Origin of the sequence: Pseudoalteromonas shioyasakiensis (assembly GCF_024518675.1) — a bacterium.
Lineage (GTDB): Bacteria > Pseudomonadota > Gammaproteobacteria > Enterobacterales > Alteromonadaceae > Pseudoalteromonas > Pseudoalteromonas shioyasakiensis_B.
This window is the reverse complement of the sequence record NZ_JANIGL010000002.1, coordinates 417,059-438,259: the sequence shown is the minus strand read 5'-3', so window position 1 is coordinate 438,259 and position 21,201 is coordinate 417,059. Positions and strand designations below refer to the sequence as shown.

Genomic DNA, 21,201 nt, shown 5'->3' with positions numbered 1-21,201 from the left:
GGCAAGATTAAACTGCGGCTGTTAAATTTTTATTTTTGCCCATTTGCATCGCGCTTATAAGCCACATTATAAAACCACCAGCAAATAATACTGCTGCAACGTAGCCAGTTTGATTGGGTAGAGCACCATTTGCTATAACCAGCCCACCAACCCAAGGACCAATAGCATTGGCAACATTAAATGCGCATTGTACTAATGCTCCTATCATGGCATGGCCGTTTGGTGATACGTCCATCAGCATAGTTTGAATAACGGTTCCTAAACCTACACTACAACCAATAAAGAAGATAACTGCGTACATGAGCCAAATATGCTCACTTGCACTGACGTACATAGCAGCAAAAGCAATAGCACTTAACAGTGCAATACCCGTTGTATATAACGGTGAGTGATCTGCGGCTTTACCGAGAATATAATTGCCCAGAGTGCAACCAATACCGAACATGATCATTGCAATAGAAATTGTATAGGCTGGTGTGTGTGTAACTTGTAAGATTGTGTCGGCTATATATGTGTATATACAAAACACACCGCCAAAACCAATAATTATGATACCTAAAATAGACCACACTAATTTGTTTTTAAGTACGCTTACTTCACCTTTTATATTTGATGCGTGTTGGTTATCTTTATTTGGCACCACCTTGTAAACTAAAAAGAATGCAACAAAAGCCAATACAGCTGCGCCAGCCAGACAATAGCGCCAGCTAAAATTTTGCCCGATTAAGGTAACTACGGGTACACCCACAATGGTTGCAACGGTCAGGCCCATAAATACTTTCGACATAAAACTTGCTCGCTTACCTGATGGAGCAATGTCTGCTGCCAGTAGTATAGCTGCGCCAAAGTAAGCGCCATGGGGTAGCCCACTTAAAAATCGAAATAGTACTAATTGCTGCAATGATGTCGCAATAGCACTTAAACCATTAGCTATACACATCATGGCTAAAAAAATTAATAAAGCTTTACGCTTACGCATATTAGCCGTACTGAGCATTAATATAGGTGCGCCAACCACTACACCTAATGCATAGGCGCTTATAGCAAAACCTGATTGTGAAGGTGTTGATGCGAATGTTTCGCTGATCAACGGGAGCATCGGCATCATCGAAAATTCAGAAAGACCTAAAATAAATGTACCAAGTGCCAATACCAATAAAATAGCAGAAGTACTTAGCGTATTAGTGACATTGCTAGGTTGTGAAAACATAGGTGAACCCTGTAAGAAAGAATATAGCCAAAGTAAAACTGAGTAACTTACTTAAAGTTGCGACTTTAAGTATCAAGGATATTCCTAATTAATATGATTCATTAAAATTTAGGAACGTTCCATTTGACTGTGAATTCTACAGTCCAGCATTAAATAATCAATCATTAATTTGATCTACTAATAGAGAAATAAGGTATTGTGTGAGTTGTATGTACAGATTAAATATTATGGAGTAGTTAAATGAAAAAATTAAGTAGCTTAGTATGCTTACTGGCTATCCTGCTTGTAGTACTGCCGGGGCCTTTATATAAATGGCAGTTTCTTGACCTAGGTACTGCTTTTACCAGTATTCGATATGGTGTATTTGCTGCAATTGCAGGGCTTGTTTTACTGCTTGTGCAAGCAGGCTTTTATCGTAAAACCATCCATTGGCCTTTGTTTGCTATTAGTGGGGTGTTTGCTGTTGTGGCGATTGTCATGCCTTTAAGTATTATGAGTAAAGCTAAAAGTGTACCGCCTATTCATGATATTTCGACCGATGTAGTCACGCCTCCTGAATTTGTTGCTATAGCAAAATTACGAGCCGATGCACCTAACCCTGCAAAGTACGCAGGAGCTGAAACTGCAGCTCAGCAATTAAAAGCCTACCCAAGTCTAACCACATTAACATTTAAAGAGAATACAAAACATGTGATTCGTGTATCCATTGACTCGGTAAAGAGTTTAGGCTGGGAGCTTGTCAGTGCTGATGTGGAAGGTGGAATTATTGAAGCCACAGACACAACCTTGTGGTTTGGCTTTAAAGATGATGTTGTTATCCGAGTGACAGCCAAAGGCGATGGCAGTGAGCTAGATATCCGCAGTAAGTCACGGGTAGGTAAAAGCGATTTAGGTAAAAACGCTGAGCGTATAAGTCAGTTTATCACGCTCTTAAACACACAGCTTAGCCAGCTATAATTAACAGACTTATGTAGGCATGCTACTAGGTAGCATGCCCGCTATTAGTTTTTATTGCATAGAACTGGGGTGCGACAATTTGTCGCGTGTTCAGGTCTGTCTCCAAGTTATATACTTTGTTCATCTTAAACCCGTTGTAATTAAACAATAAAATGAGCAGCAAATTATCACTTTCTTATCCTCAGTATGTACTTTCTCCTTTAGCAATTAGTATCACATGTTTGCTTTCACCTTATGCGTTTGCTGATGATTCAATTGAGCATATTGAAGTTCAAGGTCAATATATAAATTCCCATGCAAATTTAGGTAATGCAGATCAGCTACTAAGTGAGCTGGGGGTTGATTTTTCGGCGGCAGGTGGCGTGTCTAGTTTGCCTATTTTAAATGGCATGATGGGCGATAGAGTCAAAGTGTTAGTTGATGGCGCTGATATTACAGCGGCATGTGGTAATCAGATGAACCCGCCTTTATCATATATTTCAGCTAATCAGGTGTCGTCGTATCAAGTGGTTGCGGGAATTTCACCTGTAAGCGCGGGGGGCGATAATATTGCCGGTGTCATTCAAGTCAACACTATTGCTCCGCAATATAGTGAAAGTGACTCCATAGCTTGGCACTCAGGTTACGTGTCGGCACAGTATCAAAGTGTCAACAACTCCCAAGCAGTAGGCGTTGGAGCAAGGCTTGCTAGTGACACCTTTAGCTTAAATTATCAAGGCTCATTTGAAGATGCTGACAGCTATGAAGATGGCAATGGTGATTTGGTACTAGATACACTTTATCGCGTACAGAATCATGCATTAACAGCGGCAATACGTGATGAAAAGCAACAGCTGGTGGTTAAATTAACTCATCAAAAAATACCGTTTCAGGGCTTTCCAAATCAATATATGGATATGACCGATAACACCAGTTACGGTTTGATCAGCCAATATAAACGCTCGATCGACAGTGGTGAGTTCCAAGCACAAATTAACTATAATGATGTAAAGCATGAAATGGGTTTTTTCACTGATGAAAAAACCGGCATGATGCCGATGAATACCGATGCGCAAGATATCAGTTATCAACTTAACTGGCGTTTAGAACTCGACAAAGACACCACATTATTATTAGGACAAGAATATTTTGGCTATCGCATTGATGATTGGTGGCCTGCGATTGAAGGTTCGATGATGATGGGACCAAATGATTATGTAAATATAAATGATGGTGAACGCGATCGCTACACTGCTTTTGCAGAGTTACAAAAGCAGCTAGATAAACAATGGTGGGTATCAGCGGGCGCACGTATTGAGCATGTTAAAACCAATGCCGGTGAAGTACAGCCTTATAGCGATATGAGCATGGCTGGCGGCATGGATGATATGTCAGATATGGATGCAATGGGTGATATGTCGAGTATGAGCGACATGTCATCGATGATGGATGATCCAAACCAAGATGCAGCAATGGCATTTAATGCTATCGATAGAGAACGCAGCGATACATTAGTTGATGCAAGCCTACTCTTTCGTTATCAAATGACAAATGAAGATGAGCTTGAATTTGGTCTAGCACGTAAAAACCGGGCCCCTAATTTATATGAACGTTATAGTTGGGGAGTGAGTACTATGTCGACCAGCATGATTGGCTGGTTTGGTGATGGTAACGGTTATATCGGCAACCCTGATTTAGAAGCAGAAACCGCACATACACTCAGTAGCAGTTATACTAAATCTGCGAAAGATGAGACTTGGCAGATAAGCGCCAATGTTTGGTATACCCAAGTTAATGACTATATTGATGGCACGGTTGTGGGTAGCACTAATCGAACTGAAATGGCTATTACGCAGCGAAATACGCTCCAGTTTACTAATTTAGACGCTACATTATACGGTGGAAGAATTGAAGCGGCTGTACGAGTCAGTGATAGCAAAAGCGCAGGTATATGGGACTTAACGGCGGCAATTACCAGTACTCATGGTGAACGTGATGACAGTAATGAGCCACTTTATCAAATTATGCCATTACACACTAAAATCGCATTAGCTCAGCAAAGAGGTAATTGGCAGAGTTCACTCAGTTGGGAGTGGGTTGATAGTAAAACCCGCGTTGATCCTCGCCGACTCGAAAATCAAACAGCTAGCTATAGCTTATTAAACTTACAGACGAAAGCTACGTGGGATAAGCTAACCGTTAAACTTGCTGTAACAAACTTACTTGATGAATACTACCAACAGCCACTAGGTGGGGTCAGTATTGCCCAATATAAGGTGGATATGAGCCAAGGCTTTACGCAATTAGCAGGACAGGGCCGCTCGATTAATTTGGCTATGAGTTATAGTTTTTAGAATTATTAATAATTAATTATTAATTAAGAATAAAGCTATGACTAAAAATAGCTTTATTTTGCTTCAGTTTCATCTACATGATTAAGTTGGCTTTGCTCTAACGCTAACTTTTCGCGCTCAGCCTTTGAAATGTATGCAGGCTTATTACTTTTATGTAATTTTGCGTTAGCGCGTTTATCTTTTTTCTGGAATTTAGTGACGATCTTCTTTCTACGGTTCATGTTTGATTGCGCCGACGGCTACTTAAAATTGGTGGCGTAGTATACAGCGTATAAGTAACGTTTAGCTATTTAAATATTCAATGTGCAAAGCTAGCTAAAAGGGAGTCAACAGCGTTACAATTATAACTTCTTGCCTACCTTTCATTTTATAGGAATTTGCTTTGAAAAATTTTGTTTTAGCCAGCCTAGCATTACTCACCGTCAGCGCCCATGCCAACTTAGACCAAATCAGTGATGATGCCGCTGCATATGCAGTAAATACATATCAGGATGCACAAATCCATACTTTGACTAACTTAGTGTCATACCCAACAGTTAATAAAGAAGGGGTGGCTACACCATCAAACCCAGACTTTATTAGCTTTAAAGCATTGTTAAAAATGAAAGCGGCAGAGCTTGGCTTTGACTATCAAGATTTAGGCTACACTGTGTTAATTGGCATGGGTCAGCAAGCTGAAAAAATCACCATAGTAACTCATGGCGACGTGCAACCGGCTGATGCGAGTAAGTGGCAACAAAGCCCATTTAAAGTAGATAGCACGTCAGAGCCGGGTAAATTAATAGCCCGCGGTACAGAAGATGATAAAGGTGCCATTGCCACGGCACTTTATGCAATGAAAGCAATAAAAGATCAAAATATTGAACTTGATAACCGTATTGAGTTGATGATTTATTTAGCTGAAGAGTCTGACTGGGCGCCGCTTGAAGAGTTTATGAAAATCTATGAGCAGCCAAAATATGCGGTAACCATTGATGCGTCGTACCCAGTTGTTGTAGCAGAAAAAGGCTGGAGCTTAATTGCGCCAACGTTTTCAGGCACCTCAAACCAAACAAGCACATATGTGAGCAATTTAGAGGGCGGTGCATTTGTAAGCCAAATTCCAGAGGACGCCAGCGCTATCTTACATAATGCAACGGAAGCAGACATTGAAACACTTAATTCTAATATTGCCACACTCAAGGATGTAAAAGTTGCTGTTACTGAGGTTAATCAAGGCATTAAAGTATCGGTTAAAGGTACTTCAGCGCATTCATCAGAGCCAGAAGCTGGTTTTAACGCCATTGCCCACCTAGCAGAAGCCTTTAAAGGAATTGAGCTTGAGGATAATAGCGACGGTCAAGCTATTGAGTTTATTAATCAGCTTATAGGTCTTGATTTATACGGTAAACAGTTTGGTGAAATTGCGTATAGCCATGATTTTATGGGGCCGATGACGGTGTCACCAACGTTATTAAAGCGCAAAGGCAATGACATTACTTTATCGGTAAATATGCGTCGCCCAGTAGGCAAAACCGAAGCGCAACTTAAGCAGCAAATAGATTCTGCTCTAGCAAACTGGCAGGCGAACAATACTGTTCAAATAAAAGAGATTAACGTTATTATCGGCACGCCTATGTTGCTGGATGATGCGCCACACGCCCAAGCATTACTGGATATATTTAAACATTTTACCGGTGATAGCGATGCAGGCTTTGTATCAATCGGCGGCGGCACCAATGCTAAGTTATTTGAGAATGCTGTGTCGTTTGGCCCATCTATGCCCGGCAAAAAATACACAGGGCATTCAGAGCATGAGTTTATAACCGTTGCACAACTTAAACTCAATCTTAAAATGTACACCGCGATGATGATCAAACTGGGTAATATGTGATGACTCTAATTTAGTCTATACAAACGTACTTAAAGCTTGACCACTCTATGACTAGTAGTATCCATGCTGAAAAAAGCATGGATACTACTTTGATTTAAAAATCACAAGGTGGGTTATCGATAATCGATTGTGACGTTACTTGACCGAACAGTGCTTGAGTAGCAGCATCACCTGGTAACGTATCACTAAATGTTAGTAAGTCGGCAGGTTCACCTGTTATGGTTTCATAAAATACAAGCGAAGAGAGTAGTTTACCTAACTGTGTTGCATGGTTGCCATCGTTCTGATGAAGATCTAACCTAGGCGATATTGCTAATGCTTGATTCCATGTTAACCCTACAGGTGCGACGCAACTAAATTGTTGCTCTGCAATTCCTTCATGAATACTCTGCACGTATACGGCATCTTGTGGGTTATTAACCAGTGGATGTTCAGGAAAAAGAATAGGGGTTGCGCCTACCGCTTTCACCCGTTGTATCCAGGTTTCAGTGGCATCAGTAGGGTATAAAGTAGACTGGCTTTGTGAGTACTTTTGCCCTTGTAAAATAACATGGCTCCATTGCTTATTTTGTAAGGTGCTAATAATACTGTCGTTATCAACTATGGTATCGAGAAACATCCCTCCATGGGTTTCAATATTTATTGGTTTATTAGCATGGGCGAATATTTTTTCTAATAAAAGCCCAACACCTGAAACATGGCTATTACCTATTATTAAAACATCATAAGTATCTAATTGTCTGTTATCAGGAATAGCTAAATTATCCGTTGATTTGATTGGCTGAGTTGCACCATCACCAACTGGAGTTGCATCTTTTGTCGTGTTATTTGAGCCACCGCTACCGCATGCACCTAGCATAAGCATCATTGCATAAATAATTAAATGTTTTTTCATCATTCCCTCGTATTTTTATTTGTTACTTGTTGAGTTTGTCTAGGGCTGCAAATTGAAAAGAATACTTGTTCATGAACTTTAATTATAAGTAGGTATTTACTTATAGGTAGTTTTAACCAAAGCAAGCATAATTTTAGTACCCATTAAGAGCAATAATTGAAATGGATGTCAATGTTAATGATATTAATGTGCAACAAACTGGTTGTTATATTCACTGAGCTTAATATGAAAATGACCGAGCGAATTGTTCTTCAAAGTGGATAAATGGGCAGGTAAAAGCCTGCTAGGCTCAGAGGTTCAGTGCCTAACAGGACGGTGGAATTTACCGTTTTATTGTTTAAGCTGAGCGGTTAATGAAATCTCAGCATTGATCAGTTTTGAAATAGGGCAGCCTTGTTTTGTGTGTAAACAAAGTTCGTCAAACTTTAGTTGTGAAATACCCTCTATTTTCGCCTCAACGTTTAATGCTATATGGCTTACTTCAAACCCATCATCTACCTCATCTAGGCTAACAGTTGCCGTGGTTTTGATGTCATCGGCAACAAAGTCAGCTTCGGTTAGTGCGAGTGACAGCGCCATACTAAAACATGCGCTGTGCGCTGCTGCAATAAGTTCTTCAGGGTTGGTACCGGGTTTACCTTCAAAACGGGTGTTGAAGCCGTAAGGCTGTTGATCGAGCGCGCCGCTTTCACTGTTAATTAATCCTTTGCCTGATTTAATATCGCCAGTCCAGTTAGATGATGCTGATTTTTTAATCGTCATAATATCTCCTTGCTATGTAATTAGTGCTGTTAAGCTGTAAGCTTTTCACGTTTACGTACTGAATTATGCGTAAAAGGCCATCGTGTGAGTTAGGTTGCAAAATTAATACCTTAAAGCATGCCTTATTTTGTTAACTTGTAATTTTAAGCAAACTAATCCAAGGTGATTCGTTGGCTGCGAGCGATAGTCACATTTAATATCGGTTTTTATTGCTAGTGTTGTTTTTAAAAAGGAGATTTCGGTGTATTTAGATTTAACGAATACAAATGAAAAAATTAATATTTATAGCCAGCTAGTTGGCGGGATAACGCCTAGGCCAATTGCTTGGGTAAGTACAGTAAGTGGTGATGGCGTGAGTAATATTGCGCCTTATTCATTTTTTACTGTCGCTAGTGTGAACCCTCCCGTATTAAGTGTCACTCAAGTAAACCCGCGAGATAATAAAAGTAAAGACACCCTAAGTAACCTTATGGATTCTAAAGAATGTGTAGTCAATATTGTTAGTGAACATCAAGTTGAGCAAATGAATCAAAGCTGTGCAAATTATCCACCTTCAGTGAGTGAGTTTGATGCTGCAAATATTGAGTCAGTGGCGAGTCACAATGTAAAAGCTTTGAGCGTTAAGTCTGCAAAAGTACGTTATGAATGTACACTTCGAGATGTGCTGACAATTAGTAAGCAACCCAGTGGAGGGCAAATAATGCTGCTTGATGTCGTTGGCGTGTATATTGATGACTCGATCCTAACCAATGGTAATATTGACCAAGACGGGTTAAGCACTATTGGTAAAATGGGAGGCGATTACTATACCAAAACAACTGATCTTTTTAGTTTAAAGCGGCCACTTATTAAATAATTTTTGTTTTTGCACAATGTTTACACTTTATTTGTATACCCTGATTGACAATTTAAAAACAGGGGGATGCTATGTCTTTAATAAAACCTATTTTGAAAGTGTTTGTGTTGAGTGTGTTATGTATAAGTGTCGCCGCATGTAATAGCAGTTCCGACGTTGGTGATGATATTTTAAATACCGCGCCAACTGTTAATGCTGGAGTAGATCAACAGTTAACCTACAGCGAAAACGTTTATTTACAAGGTAGTTATACCGATGATGATGCGTATGTGAGTATTTTATGGGCTCAGCAATCAGGTACTGCGGTAACAATCACTTCGCCAAATGATATTGCAACACAAATAATAATTCCCACTTTGTCGGCAACCGAAACCTTAGTATTTACTTTAACCGTTGATGATGGTGTAAATGAAGCAGCCACCGATAGTGTAGAAATAACACTCACTGTGGCCCAAAGCAGTGATAATAGTTTAGTTTCAAATTGGATTATTAATAATGATACAACATCAACCTACATTAATAATGGTAGTACTGGCGTAACAGAAAGTGTTCAGGTTGCTGAAGTTGTTAGCTTATCAGATGTAGAGTACATGCATGTTAATGCCACAGGTATACCGCGTTATGATGTCACACTCAGCCAGACGCAAATTGATTGGCTTAATGAACGTCCTCGCGCTGCCACAGATTTCACTAATGGGGTTACCAGTGCAGAGGTAGGGCAAACTATCTTATTTGGTGAAGACATTGGCTATAACAGTAGCACTGAAAACTGTGATGATACTGGTGGCAGTGGTTATTGGCCGCCAGGCCCAGGTTGCCCAACGGAGCAAAGTGTTGATGCATATTTCACCCTTGAACCGACAGAGAACGAAACCGAGTGTGAAACAGGGCTTGGCACAATTGGTTTAATGGTTAATGGCACCAGCATATTTAACTGGGGTGATGGTATGAGTTATGGTCAAGGAGTATGGTACAACTTAGCCCCGATAGCAGAACAATATGATGTAGATGTTTGCGGGGGGCATGCTGCTAATGGTGAGTATCATCATCATTTTTATACAAGTTGCTTGGCATATATGCTTGATGATGATGGTTCTGCTCACTCACCTATTTATGGCTTCGCAGCAGATGGATATCCATTGTATGGTCCTTACGAAAGTAAAGAGCAACTCGCATTAAGCGGCTGGGAAATACGAGATTACGGCGCACCAACAAGCGAAGGTGGATGTGCGAGCGAAGGTCAGCGTAGTTGTATTTTGGTGGATCAGTATGATGTTAGCAAAGGGGTTGAAACCACGCAAGCTGGACCTGCTATTGGCGAATCAGTTTCTACTTTATCAGGAAATACTTTGGCTGCCGATGATGGCTATTACTTTGAAGATTACTATTACGCGCAAAAAGAAGTGACTGGGGCACAGTTAGACGAGCATAATGGCCATGATACCAATGACGGTAAAGGCTACCATTACCATATAACGTTAGTGCAAGACGGTGATGGTAAATTACAGCCCTCATTCCCTTATCAAATAGGGCCGCGGTTTAAAGGTCAGTTACCTGAAAATTCAATCGGCAGTTGCAGCACAGGTAATGTTATGGGCCCGCCGCCGCGCTCTTAGGGGGTAATATGAAAATAACGCTTTTGAGTATCTGTTTGGTATTACTATTTAAGCTAACTACAGGCATGGCACAAATGCAAATGGATCATTCTCATTTGCCGATCGCTGTGCCAGATAATGCCACTGTGCCTGCACTTAGTTTAACACTTGAGGCTGATGTAATGTCAGGTTATAACTTAAGTATAAATACTAAAGGTTATATATTTATGCCACCACCAACTGGGCTAAATATGATGCAGTTAATGTCCGCAGACCTTGACGAATCGACCCACCAGTTAAAAGGACATGCCCATTTATACATCAATGGGGTTAAAATTCAGCGAGTGTACGGCAAGTACGTACATTTACCTGCTGATTTGTTTAGTGCAGGTTTGAATACCATTTCTATCACATTAAATAACCATGGACACATGTATTGGACAGCAAATAACAAAAAAATAGTGGCTACTTTGTATATTAATGACCAAATCGATACATTAGTGACTTACCGTTTTGAAAGTTTTCCAATTGATGGCTAAATATTAAAAAAGTATGGATACTTTTTTCTTTTATAAGTGACCGATGAAAATACATAACAAGTTATTCTTTATTTTATTTAGTTTCAGCTTTGTACTGATCGCAGGCCTAATACTGCTAATGCAATGGAGTATTGGCCAAGGCATGATTAATTATGTAAATGCAAAAGAAGTTAAAGCACTACAGCCACTTATAGCTAGTTTTTCGCAACAATATGAGGCTGAGGCATCATGGCAATCTATCCGAGGGGATAACCGACAATTCTTTAGGTTAATACAAAAGCAATTAAGAGATAGCCAGTTTGTACCCAGCAGACCTATGCGAGAAAGAGCGCCGCGTGCATTTGACGATCAAGATCAACGTATGCACGAACCCAAACCACCAGAGCATAGACTTCCACCTGGGCATGAAGCGGATTACGCACTGCTCGATAGTAAAAAGGCTTTAGTCGCAGGGCGTTACAAAGGTGACCTTGATTATACAAATATACCTATTGAGTTAAATAAAGTCGTTATAGGGTATTTAGCAGTATCAAAGCGTCATGGTTTAATAGATGGCTATGAACTGGATTTTTTAGAGCAACAAACCAGCTATTTATGGCTGATTGGCATAGCTGCGGTGTTATTTACACTGCTTATTTCGTTCTTTTTAGCACGCAATTTGGTTGGCCCTGTAAAACAAATTGCCAATGGAATGCAGCAACTCAGCCAAGGTAACTTTGAGTATAAGTTAAAGCTCGAGCGGCAAGATGAGCTAGGCCAATTAAGTGAAGACTTTAATACACTGGCATTAACTTTGGCGAGTAACGAACAAGCTCGAAAGCGTTGGCTTGCTAACACTTCGCATGAGTTACGCACTCCGATTGCCATTTTAATGGGGGAACTTGAAGCGATGCAGTTAGGAGTGAGACCGCTGACAGTTGATAATATTCGTTCTGCGCATGATGAAGCCGATCACCTAACACGCCTAATTGACGACCTGCATATGCTCAATAGTGCCCAGTTAGGGGGGATGTACTTTACCAAGCAACCATTATTAATGAATGAGCTATTAAATGCAGTGAAGAAAAAATATATGCCTATTTTTCATCAACATAATATTACTTTTAATGTAGCAACGCTCTCTGATGATATTGACTTCAAGGCAGATAAAACTCGCCTCATGCAGTTGTTTGGTAATATTTTAATGAACGCGATTCATTATGCTCAGTGTTCACGGTTAGATTTGCAAGTCACTTCGCTCATTGTGGTTGAGCAAAAAAATATACATATCAGTATTGAAGATAATGGTGTAGGCGTTGATGACGCTCACTTAGCGCATTTATTTGAATATTTATATCGCGTGGATGATGCTCGTAATCGCCAACAAGGTGGGTCAGGGTTAGGTTTATCACTTTGTCAGCATATTGTGCAGGCACACAAAGGAGTGATCACTGCACAGCGATCCCAATTAGGCGGCTTGGCCATAATTATTAACATACCCGTGGAGCAATAATATGTCAGCATCGGCTAAAATATTGATTGTCGAAGATGAAGTGAAACTGGCTAATTTAATGAGCGATTTTTTGTTAAGCCAACATTTTGAGACTCACCAAATTCACCGAGGTGATGAAGTACTTCCTTGGCTTAAAGAAAACCACCCGAGTGTGATTTTACTTGATGTCATGCTGCCTGGTGTAAGTGGAATCGAGCTTTGTAAAGCAATAAGACAGTTTTCAACTGTGCCTATTATGATGGTCTCGGCCAAAGTAGAAGAAATAGATCGGTTACTTGGGTTAGAATTAGGTGCTGATGATTATGTTTGTAAACCATTTAGTTATGCAGAAGTGGTTGCCCGAGTTAAGTCTTTACTGAGGCGAAGTGAACTAGCTCAACCGGAACAAAATTCAGATATGCATTTAGATGAAACGACCTATAGTGTACATTTTAAGGGGCGTTCGGTTGAACTCACCAGTGTTGAGTTTCAGCTTTTTAAGCCGTTATTTGAAAAGCCAAATCGTATATTTAATCGTGAGAGCTTAATGAATAATATGTACGACGATCAGCGCATTGTTAGCTTTCGCACCATTGATAGCCATATTAAAAAATTACGTAAAAAATTGGATGAAGTGTGCGAGCAAGATAGCGTTATTCAATCTGTTTATGGTGTTGGTTATCGTTTTGTAAAACCCTAAACTTCCTTATTTCTTGCACATTGTTTGCGCTTTTTAAGAATACTCTTGTAATTAGTTACTTCACTAACTCTATTTTACAAGAGGTTGAGATATGAAATCGTTAACAGCAATCGCTTTACTAACAGCATTATGTGTTGGGTTTACAGCGCATGTAGATGCCAAAGGTCGTGAGAACAAGCCACCACGTCCTGACTTTTCAAGCATTGATAGTGACTCAGATGGCGTGATTAGTTTTGCCGAATTTAGTGAACAAGAGCTCCCGCCAGGCGTTGACGATATTCAACTTATCTTTGATGAGATTGACGCTGATAAAAATGGTGAGATTTCAGAGCAAGAACTTCAAAACCATAAACCACCACGTCGTCAAAGATAAGGAATAACCATGATTAATAGTATTTCATCAGGCGCTAATTTTGAGCCAATGCAACGCCAAAAAGCTGAGCCACTTACAAGTGAACAAACAGAGTTACTAAACGAAACGTTAGCTCAGTTTGACCCTGAGAACCTATCTTCAGCTGATGCACAGTCTATCGTTACATCTTTTCAGGAAGCGGGGATCCAGCCAGGTCAAGAAATGCAAGAGCTGATGGCTGATGCTGGGTTTGATGCGGCTCAAGTTGGTGAAATGGGGCGTCCTGAAGGCGGCCGACCACCAGGTCCACCGCCTCAAGGTGGTGTAGAGCAAGTTAATACTGAAGATGTTGTTAGTTATTTAGATGAACTACTTGAAAACTATTCTGAGCAACTAAATGACGAAGATAAAGAATCTATCTTAGCATCTGTACAAGAAAAGTTTGGCTTATCACAAAGCGACTCCCTGCTTTCTTTAAAAGTTTAAGCATTTTAAATTACCTGTGGATGGCTTTCATTCACAGGTTCACTTCATACTGCGACAATTTGTCACATTCTCAATATTCCTAAAATCTTTATCATAAGCACCTATTTTTAAAATAAAAATTTTAATAGGTCATATTTATGAATAACCTCATGGCACTTTCTGCCATTTCACTTGCACTGATAAACTTTAACGTATTTGCTAATAATCAAAACGATAATATTGAACGTATAAATGTTACTGGCTCACACATTAAACGTACTGATTTTGAAAATGCCAGCCCAGTAACTGTAATAGATGCTGCGCAAATAGCGCAAACAGGTATCGTTAATGTTGAAGACTTATTACAGCGAATGTCATTTTCTGCTGGGGTTGCAGGCAATGCTACTAATGCCTATTGGACCAGTGGTGGTTATGGCACGGCTCAAGTTAACCTTCGTGGCATGGGGATTAAACGTACCTTAGTACTACTCAATGGGCGACGTATAGTTAATGGCGGTACAGGGGCAAATAGTTCAGTTGATTTAAATATGATACCTACCTCAATTATTGAACGAGTCGAAGTACTTAAAGACGGTGCATCGGCTATTTACGGCGCTGATGCCGTTGCGGGAGTGGTTAATATCATTACCAAAACACAGCTAGATGGCGCCGAGTTCACCGCTAAAGTAGGCGCTGCCGATGATGGTGAAGGGCAAAGCCAAGAGCTGAGTTTTAATGTCGGTGGAGAGTTTGACCGAGGACACTTTGTTTTTAGCGCAAGTTACATAAATACCGAAGCGGTAAGGCAATCTGACCGTATTGATTGTGCTAAAAGCGAAACTGTAAATGCTGATGGCAGCAGCCAGTTAGAGTGTTTTGGTAGTGCGACAACCGCTGGAGGACGGGCATTATTAGCTGATGGTAGCAGTGTGCAGTTTAATCAAGATCCAAACGGTGATGGCAATAGTTATGAAGCATATGACTCAGCTAAACACGGCTTTAATTACATCGGTTACTTAAATGCCGTTAACCCAAGCGAACGTATTAACTTATCGACTAATTTTACTTATCAGCTAACTAGTAATATAAATCTATTTACTGAAGCGCAATATAGCAATCGTCAATCTGAACAGATTGTAACGCCGCGTAGTATCAGCGGTATTATGGTGTCAAAAGACTTTCTATATAACCCAACAGGGCAAGACTTAGAAATAACACGACGTCGTAATGTTGAGCTTGGTGCGCCGTATTTTTTTCAAGAAACCAATACCGCACGCATTGTTGTTGGACTCGATGGAACATTAAATAATGATTGGAATTGGCAGTTAGCTTACAACTATGGCCGCAATACTGGCACTGATGGTTGGACTTTCGATCAAGACATAGCCAAAGTTGCTAATACGTTAGATGAAAATGTTTGTAGCTACGAAAGCGGCGCAGCAATCCCGTGTGGTGATTGGTTTGGTGTCGACGAACTAACGCCAGATGTTATCGAGTATGTAAAGTATCGCCGTGAAGGCAATGGTGGCAATGAATTAAGGTCGCTTACTTTTAATCTATCAGGCGATATTATTGAATTACCAGCAGGGGCTTTAGCTTTTGCTGCGGGGGTTGAAAAGCGTGATGAAAAAGGCTGGCGTAACCCGGATTCAACTGTTCTTGCAAACGGTGGTGAAGATGCCATTGATGGCAGTTACTCCGTTACAGAAGGTTTTATTGAATTAGCAATTCCAGTACTAGAAAGCCTAGAAGCACAAGTGGCTACGCGTTATTCAGATTACAGTACGTTTGGCAGTAAGATGACTTATAAACTCGGGCTTACTTGGCAAGTGGTTGATAGTTTGATGTTACGTGGGGTTAAATCTACGGCGTTTAGAACACCGATGATCACGGAGCTATTTGGCGGCACAAATGCTGAAAACCTGCGTACGATAGACCCCTGTGAAGGCGCCACCGGTACTATTGCAACAAACTGTTTAGCAGCTGGGCTACCTGTTGATTTTGTGCAAGATGGCACCACAATACGCACCTCAGTTGGCGGCAACCCCGATGTAAACCCTGAATCAGCAGATACCTTTACATTTGGTATGGTTTGGCAGCCAAATTTTGTTGAAGGGCTCTCTACAACCGTTGATTACTTTGACATAGAAGTGGAGGACGCCATTACCTCCGTTAATGGTTCAGATACTTTAAAGTTATGTTATACCGATCCTGAGCTTTACAGTGCATATTGCGACACATTTACGCGTCACCCAGTAACAGGGCAAGTTAACTCGTTGAGTCAACGCCCAGTAAATGCGGCATTTGAAAAAGTCAGTGGGATTGATTTTAATACACGCTACAATACAGAGCTTTTTGGTTTAACTAGCCAGTTTGAACTTGATGCGACACGCCTACTTAAACATGAAAATACGCCGTTTGCAGGGCAAGATACGCAAAGTCTATTAGGTTATATCACCGAAGATCAGGGCAGTTATACCAAATGGCGAGCAAATTTAGGCTTGAGTGTAAAAGCGCAGTCATGGTCAGCCTATTATGCAATGCGCTATATTGGCACCGCTGATGATGTCAATGGTGGCGGTCCAATTGGGCGTTCAGTACCGAGTATTATTTATAATGATATTCAAGGTAGCTATTTTATTACGCAAAGTACGTCGTTATCTTTAGGGATTGATAATATATTCGACAAAAAAGCGCCGTTTTTAACATCATGGAATGACGCCAATACCGATGTAATGACCTATGACTTACTCGGTCGTCGTGGTTATTTAAAGCTCAATATTAACTTTTAATAAAAGTGCTATAGCGTTAAACAATTACAGCCAGATGCAGTTGTGTGCATCTGGCTTTTTGTTAATTGATAACGGTTTTTATCGTACTATTGCCATCTTCTTCAGTGAATTTAAAAACAAAGTCTTTCTTGTTGTCATTGTTTATATCGACTAACAGTATATCGCCGTTGTTATCAGGAAGTTTGTGCTTGATTTTTTTGCGTTTAGAGCTGAGCAAATCATCAGCATCACTATAATATACCGACAGTGTTTTACTGCCGCTTTTATAAATAGCGTCGAGTTTACCATCTCCGTTAATATCAGCTAAAAACAAAGGCTTTAATGACGAATTGTTTGACATAGAAAGTGGGGTTTCAACTTCAAAGTCGGCATTAGGTTCTTCGCTAAATGTGCCATCTGCAAGCTGCTTATGAACAGAAAATTCAACATCCACATCGGTATCACCGCCGCCCATAGCCATAGAAGCCAATGTGCCAAAGCCAAAATCTATATTGAATCGTTGTAACTCCATTAAGCCATCGTTATTAAAGTCTTCGTCAAATTTTAAGTTACCTATCATGCTTGTTTGTGGCAATGTGGCCGCTTGAGATGAAAAGCCTCCGCTTGCAAGTCCCATATAAAGGTTGCGATGCACTGTAGCACTCATGGCATCCATACCATCAGCATCAGGCATAATTTTGGTGATCAGATCTACAAAGCCATCATTATTAATATCACTTAGTAAGTCTATATAATGGTAATTATCGTTTTCTATTTTACCAAATTTTACAGGGAAGCTAATGTCTGTCACTTTATCGGCAAAGGTGGTGCCTTTAGTTAGTAATACGTGGGCTTGCTTATCATTAGTGAAGACTAAGTCAGTATGGCCATCTTGATTTACATCGATGACTTGTGGGGTAATACTAATATCAATATCTAATTTAAATCGTTTAGATCTAAAGTCACCCTGAAATTGCGCTTGTTTAGTAAATACGTGAGGGTGAAACTGACCTTGTTGATCTTGAATATACAGCGTGTTCGTTTCAATATCAGGTAGTAAAATATCACTTAACCCGTCATCGTTAGCATCAATTACAAAGTTAACTTTAGTAAACTTGTCGAGCTCTAATTGATTTAACACTGATTTAAATTCAAACAGTAATGTGCTTTTAGTCTGCGCACTTAAATAGACGCCATCAGTGGTTAAAATAAGTGCCTGAGGTTCTAACGTATTTGCGAGTGTTGCGGCATCAAAGCCAATTAGATTTTTAGGTAAACTTAACATGTGGTTTTGGTTATTCGCTAAATCAACCTTAGCAAGTTGTTTTAGTTCGTCATTAAAAGCAAATGCAATGGGTGAATCTGTTGAAATTAATCCCTTTGTTGTTTTTATCACTAATTGCTGGTCCGCTATTGCAAGGGGTGATAAAAGTAATACTGATGTGGCTAACAGTGACTTAAGCATAGTAAGTTCCATTTAATCTTAATTGTCGATAATATTTGTAAATACATTGTTAACAAAATGAATGGTTTTACAATCTTAGTTTTGTAAGCAAGTGTAATAAATCTGTATGTGTAAATATGAGAAAGGAAAATTGAGTTTGTAAAAATTATACTCGCAACATTATCAAACGCTGCGAGCAATTTCTAAAAGGCTAGCTAAAGTCGTTTTTGCTATGGCGCTCCGCCAACTGTTCCTCTTCAGGACCCCAGACGCGATTAACCTTTTTGCCGCGTTTTACTGCAGGGCGGCGTTCAACTTGTTTAGCCCAGCGAACCACATGGGTATAAGACTCAACATCTAAAAATTCGGCGGCATCATATGAGTTGCCAAGGACTAAATTGCCATACCATGGCCAAATCGCGATATCGGCAATTGAATATTCACTGCCAGCCATATAATCATGGTCGCTCAAATGACGATTCAGCACATCTAGTTGACGCTTAACCTCCATGGTAAAGCGGTCAATAGGGTATTGCATTTTAAAAGGTGCGTAAGCGTAAAAGTGACCAAAACCACCGCCTAAATACGGCGCCGATCCCATTTGCCAAAATAGCCAGTTTCGACATTCAGTTTTACTGGTGTGATCGTTTGGTACAAGTGCATCAAATTTCTCAGCTAAGTACTGTAAAATAGCACCTGACTCAAACACGCGAGTTACAGGGGTCGTACTATGATCCATCAAAGCGGGGATTTTTGAATTAGGATTAACGCCGACAAAGCCTGAGCCAAACTGGTCACCATCAGCGATTTTAATTAAAAATGCGTCATACTCAGCGTCAGTAATACCAAGCTCTAATAGCTCTTCGAGCATAATAGTGACTTTTTGTCCGTTTGGTGTCGCTAAAGAGTATAGCTGCAGCGAATGTTCGCCAACGGGTAAGTCTTGCTGGTGGGTTGAGCCTGCGATTGGCCTATTTATTTTAGCCCATTCACCGTCGCTTTCTGCATCCCATTGCCAAACTGCAGGAGGTGTATAGTCGTCGTTGTTACTCATCAAAACTCCTTAAATGAAGGTTGCTTAAATCAAGGTATAGATGCCATTACGAACAACCCATCCTAGTTGATCATTAAGACCAAGGGAAGTAAAGTTATATTTCATTATGAAAAGCTATCCATGATAACTCAGCCGAGAGAATTTTGATAAAAAACACGCAACTTAAAATTGCTACCTTTAATCTGTTTAACTACCTTGAGCCGCCGAATGCATTTTATGAATTTGAACGCATTTATAGTGCGCAGCAGTGGGCTAAAAAACAGTGTTGGATCACTGATTATTTAACTGAAAATCGGCCTGATATAATTGGCTTTCAAGAAGTATTTAGTATTGAGTCTCTCAAGCTATTACTAAATGGGCTTGGTTATGAATATTTCGCAGTCGTTGACGAGCCAGAGGTGATAGATGATTTTATTTATAAGCGCCCAGTTGTAGCTATTGCGTCTCGATTCCCAATTGTTGCAGTGGCGGCCGTAGAACCTGATACTGAACTTACCAAAGCTCTTGGTTTGAGTGAATTTACTTTTAGCCGCCAAGTACTCAGAGCAACAATAGATTTGCCACATCTAGGTCAAAGTGATTGTTATGTGGTGCACTTTAAATCAAAGCGGCCGATGATAGAAGTTGTAGAGTGTAAAGTTGCAACACCTGAAAAGAATATCATTGAACATTTGAAGGCGGACATTGCGGGTGGTTGGGCGTCAACCGTCCAACGGGGTAGCGAAGCGACCTTATTGATGGTTGAAATGATCAAGCGTCGTGAGGCCACACAAAACCCTATGCTGATAATGGGGGATTTTAATAATAACTTAAGCGATGGTGTGCTTAGTCATTTAATCACCAACTCACTGCGTTTTGCCCCAGCATTTGATAGTAAAACCTACCTTGAAAAATATTGCTTAAATGATGCGTGGCAGTTATTCGTAAAATCTCAAAACAGCATAACAACTAACGTACAACAAGAAGCTACCACAGAGTTGATACGCACACCGACACATTACTATGGCGCAAGTAGCTCGGTACTTGATTATATATTGCTATCTTGTGAGTTTGACACAGGCTACGACGATAGCTTTTTTTCAGTCAGTGATTATCACACCTACGATCGGCATTTAATTAACCCAGAATTTGAGCGTGATGATCAAAGCAGCGATCACGCGGTGGTACTAATTAAATTAAAGTTAAGGCACTAAAGGCATTTATTCTTTTAATTAGATACTTAAATTAATTCTGCTTTACGAAAACAATCATTACTGTGATCGTTAACCATACCGCATGCCTGCATGTGCGCGTAAACAGTGGTTGGGCCTAAAAATTTAAAGCCGCGTTTTTTTAAATCTTTAGCGAAAGCTGTGGATGCCTCGGTAATTGCGGGGTAGTCACTGAGTATATCTAAATCATTCACTAATGGCTTACCGCCAACAAATTGCCATTGATAGTTGCTAAAGCTGCCAAATTCTTGCTGAATTTCTAAAAATCGCTTCGCGTTATTGATAGTGGCAGCAATTTTTAAGCGGTTGCGTATTATGCTTTCATCCAGCATTAACCGCTCAACATCGTGCTCATTCATTTGCGCTACTTTTTCTACGTCAAAATTTAAAAATGCGCGGCGATAACCATCTCGTTTTTTTAAAATGGTGTACCAACTTAGTCCTGCTTGGGCGGATTCAAGTGTTATAAACTCAAATAATTTTTGGTCGTCATATAAAGGTACGCCCCATTCTTCATCATGATAGGCGACATAATCTGGCTTTGATGTATCTAGCCATGGGCAACGGCACAGCTTTTTTTTCGTCATTGTGTGTTTTCCTTGTGTCAGTTTATTGTCGCGCTACTTTCACGCTAAGTCCATGAATTTTAGTAAATATAATTTTGGTATAGATCGTGCATTTATCACCATAGAGAACCTTTTAGAGAGTTAACT

The 21,201-nt window shown here is 40.1% G+C and carries 19 protein-coding genes; 12 read left to right on the top strand and 7 right to left on the bottom strand.

The window, feature by feature from the left end; genetic code table 11:
* Window positions 1–7: 7 nt before the first annotated feature.
* Window positions 8–1,210 carry an MFS transporter gene (locus NQT69_RS07875; RefSeq protein ID WP_256827102.1) on the bottom strand — a complete coding sequence of 401 codons (1,203 nt, stop codon included), beginning with the start codon at window positions 1,208–1,210 and terminating at the stop codon, window positions 8–10.
* Window positions 1,211–1,450: 240 nt separating this feature from the next.
* Between NQT69_RS07875 and NQT69_RS07870 the strand changes: the two genes are divergently transcribed.
* Complete coding sequence (locus NQT69_RS07870; RefSeq protein ID WP_256827101.1) at window positions 1,451–2,167, top strand: DUF1499 domain-containing protein; 717 nt, start codon at window positions 1,451–1,453, stop codon at window positions 2,165–2,167.
* 152 nt (window positions 2,168–2,319) lie between these two features.
* Window positions 2,320–4,500, top strand: a complete 2,181-nt coding sequence (locus tag NQT69_RS07865) for a TonB-dependent receptor (RefSeq protein ID WP_256827100.1) — start codon at window positions 2,320–2,322, stop codon at window positions 4,498–4,500.
* Window positions 4,501–4,553: 53 nt separating this feature from the next.
* Here NQT69_RS07865 and NQT69_RS07860 read toward each other — a convergent pair whose 3' ends face one another.
* Window positions 4,554–4,721 carry a DUF2986 domain-containing protein gene (locus NQT69_RS07860; protein WP_256827099.1) on the bottom strand — a complete coding sequence of 56 codons (168 nt, stop codon included), beginning with the start codon at window positions 4,719–4,721 and terminating at the stop codon, window positions 4,554–4,556.
* 161 nt (window positions 4,722–4,882) lie between these two features.
* Between NQT69_RS07860 and NQT69_RS07855 the strand changes: the two genes are divergently transcribed.
* Window positions 4,883–6,373: a dipeptidase gene (locus NQT69_RS07855; RefSeq protein WP_256827098.1), complete on the top strand. Its 1,491-nt coding sequence runs from the start codon at window positions 4,883–4,885 to the stop codon at window positions 6,371–6,373.
* Window positions 6,374–6,467: 94 nt separating this feature from the next.
* Here NQT69_RS07855 and NQT69_RS07850 read toward each other — a convergent pair whose 3' ends face one another.
* Both NQT69_RS07850 and NQT69_RS07845 read right to left on the bottom strand, forming a co-directional pair.
* Window positions 6,468–7,268: a hypothetical protein gene (locus tag NQT69_RS07850; RefSeq protein ID WP_256827097.1), complete on the bottom strand. Its 801-nt coding sequence runs from the start codon at window positions 7,266–7,268 to the stop codon at window positions 6,468–6,470.
* Between the two features lie 330 nt (window positions 7,269–7,598).
* On the bottom strand, window positions 7,599–8,030 hold the full coding sequence (locus NQT69_RS07845) for an OsmC family protein (RefSeq protein WP_256827096.1): 432 nt from the start codon (window positions 8,028–8,030) through the stop codon (window positions 7,599–7,601).
* 241 nt (window positions 8,031–8,271) lie between these two features.
* Here NQT69_RS07845 and NQT69_RS07840 point away from each other — a divergent pair, with 241 nt between their 5' ends.
* The 8 genes from NQT69_RS07840 to NQT69_RS07805 all read left to right on the top strand — a co-directional run bounded on the left by NQT69_RS07840 (window position 8,272) and on the right by NQT69_RS07805 (window position 16,800).
* Window positions 8,272–8,886 carry a flavin reductase family protein gene (locus NQT69_RS07840; protein WP_256827095.1) on the top strand — a complete coding sequence of 205 codons (615 nt, stop codon included), beginning with the start codon at window positions 8,272–8,274 and terminating at the stop codon, window positions 8,884–8,886.
* Window positions 8,887–8,957: 71 nt separating this feature from the next.
* The gene (locus NQT69_RS07835; protein ID WP_256827094.1) at window positions 8,958–10,502 is read left to right on the top strand and encodes a YHYH protein; all 1,545 of its coding nucleotides are present in this window, start codon (window positions 8,958–8,960) and stop codon (window positions 10,500–10,502) included.
* An 8-nt stretch (window positions 10,503–10,510) separates the two neighbouring features.
* Entirely contained in the window at window positions 10,511–11,020 is a 510-nt protein-coding gene (locus NQT69_RS07830) for a hypothetical protein (protein WP_256827093.1), read from the top strand.
* 43 nt (window positions 11,021–11,063) lie between these two features.
* A complete protein-coding gene (locus tag NQT69_RS07825; RefSeq protein WP_256827092.1) occupies window positions 11,064–12,512 on the top strand; it encodes an ATP-binding protein in 1,449 nt (482 codons plus the stop codon).
* A 1-nt stretch (window position 12,513) separates the two neighbouring features.
* On the top strand, window positions 12,514–13,191 hold the full coding sequence (locus tag NQT69_RS07820) for a response regulator (RefSeq protein ID WP_256827091.1): 678 nt from the start codon (window positions 12,514–12,516) through the stop codon (window positions 13,189–13,191).
* Window positions 13,192–13,282: 91 nt separating this feature from the next.
* Window positions 13,283–13,564 carry an EF-hand domain-containing protein gene (locus NQT69_RS07815; protein WP_256827090.1) on the top strand — a complete coding sequence of 94 codons (282 nt, stop codon included), beginning with the start codon at window positions 13,283–13,285 and terminating at the stop codon, window positions 13,562–13,564.
* A gap of 9 nt (window positions 13,565–13,573) precedes the next feature.
* Window positions 13,574–14,029 (top strand): hypothetical protein, encoded by a 456-nt coding sequence (locus NQT69_RS07810; RefSeq protein WP_256827089.1) that lies wholly within the window; start codon window positions 13,574–13,576, stop codon window positions 14,027–14,029.
* Window positions 14,030–14,166: 137 nt separating this feature from the next.
* Window positions 14,167–16,800, top strand: coding sequence for a TonB-dependent receptor (locus NQT69_RS07805; RefSeq protein ID WP_256827088.1), 2,634 nt, complete (start codon window positions 14,167–14,169; stop codon window positions 16,798–16,800).
* A gap of 61 nt (window positions 16,801–16,861) precedes the next feature.
* On the opposite strand, the gene NQT69_RS07800 is transcribed toward NQT69_RS07805, so the two are convergent.
* Both NQT69_RS07800 and yghU read right to left on the bottom strand, forming a co-directional pair.
* Window positions 16,862–18,244 carry an FG-GAP repeat domain-containing protein gene (locus NQT69_RS07800; protein ID WP_256827087.1) on the bottom strand — a complete coding sequence of 461 codons (1,383 nt, stop codon included), beginning with the start codon at window positions 18,242–18,244 and terminating at the stop codon, window positions 16,862–16,864.
* A gap of 190 nt (window positions 18,245–18,434) precedes the next feature.
* Entirely contained in the window at window positions 18,435–19,277 is an 843-nt protein-coding gene (yghU, locus tag NQT69_RS07795; protein ID WP_256827086.1) for a glutathione-dependent disulfide-bond oxidoreductase, read from the bottom strand.
* A 182-nt stretch (window positions 19,278–19,459) separates the two neighbouring features.
* Here yghU and NQT69_RS07790 point away from each other — a divergent pair, with 182 nt between their 5' ends.
* Complete coding sequence (locus NQT69_RS07790) at window positions 19,460–20,470, top strand: endonuclease/exonuclease/phosphatase family protein (protein ID WP_256827433.1); 1,011 nt, start codon at window positions 19,460–19,462, stop codon at window positions 20,468–20,470.
* A 26-nt stretch (window positions 20,471–20,496) separates the two neighbouring features.
* Here the strand turns inward: NQT69_RS07790 and NQT69_RS07785 are convergent, their stop codons facing one another.
* Window positions 20,497–21,075 (bottom strand): DNA-3-methyladenine glycosylase I, encoded by a 579-nt coding sequence (locus NQT69_RS07785; RefSeq protein WP_256827085.1) that lies wholly within the window; start codon window positions 21,073–21,075, stop codon window positions 20,497–20,499.
* Window positions 21,076–21,201: the final 126 nt, after the last annotated feature.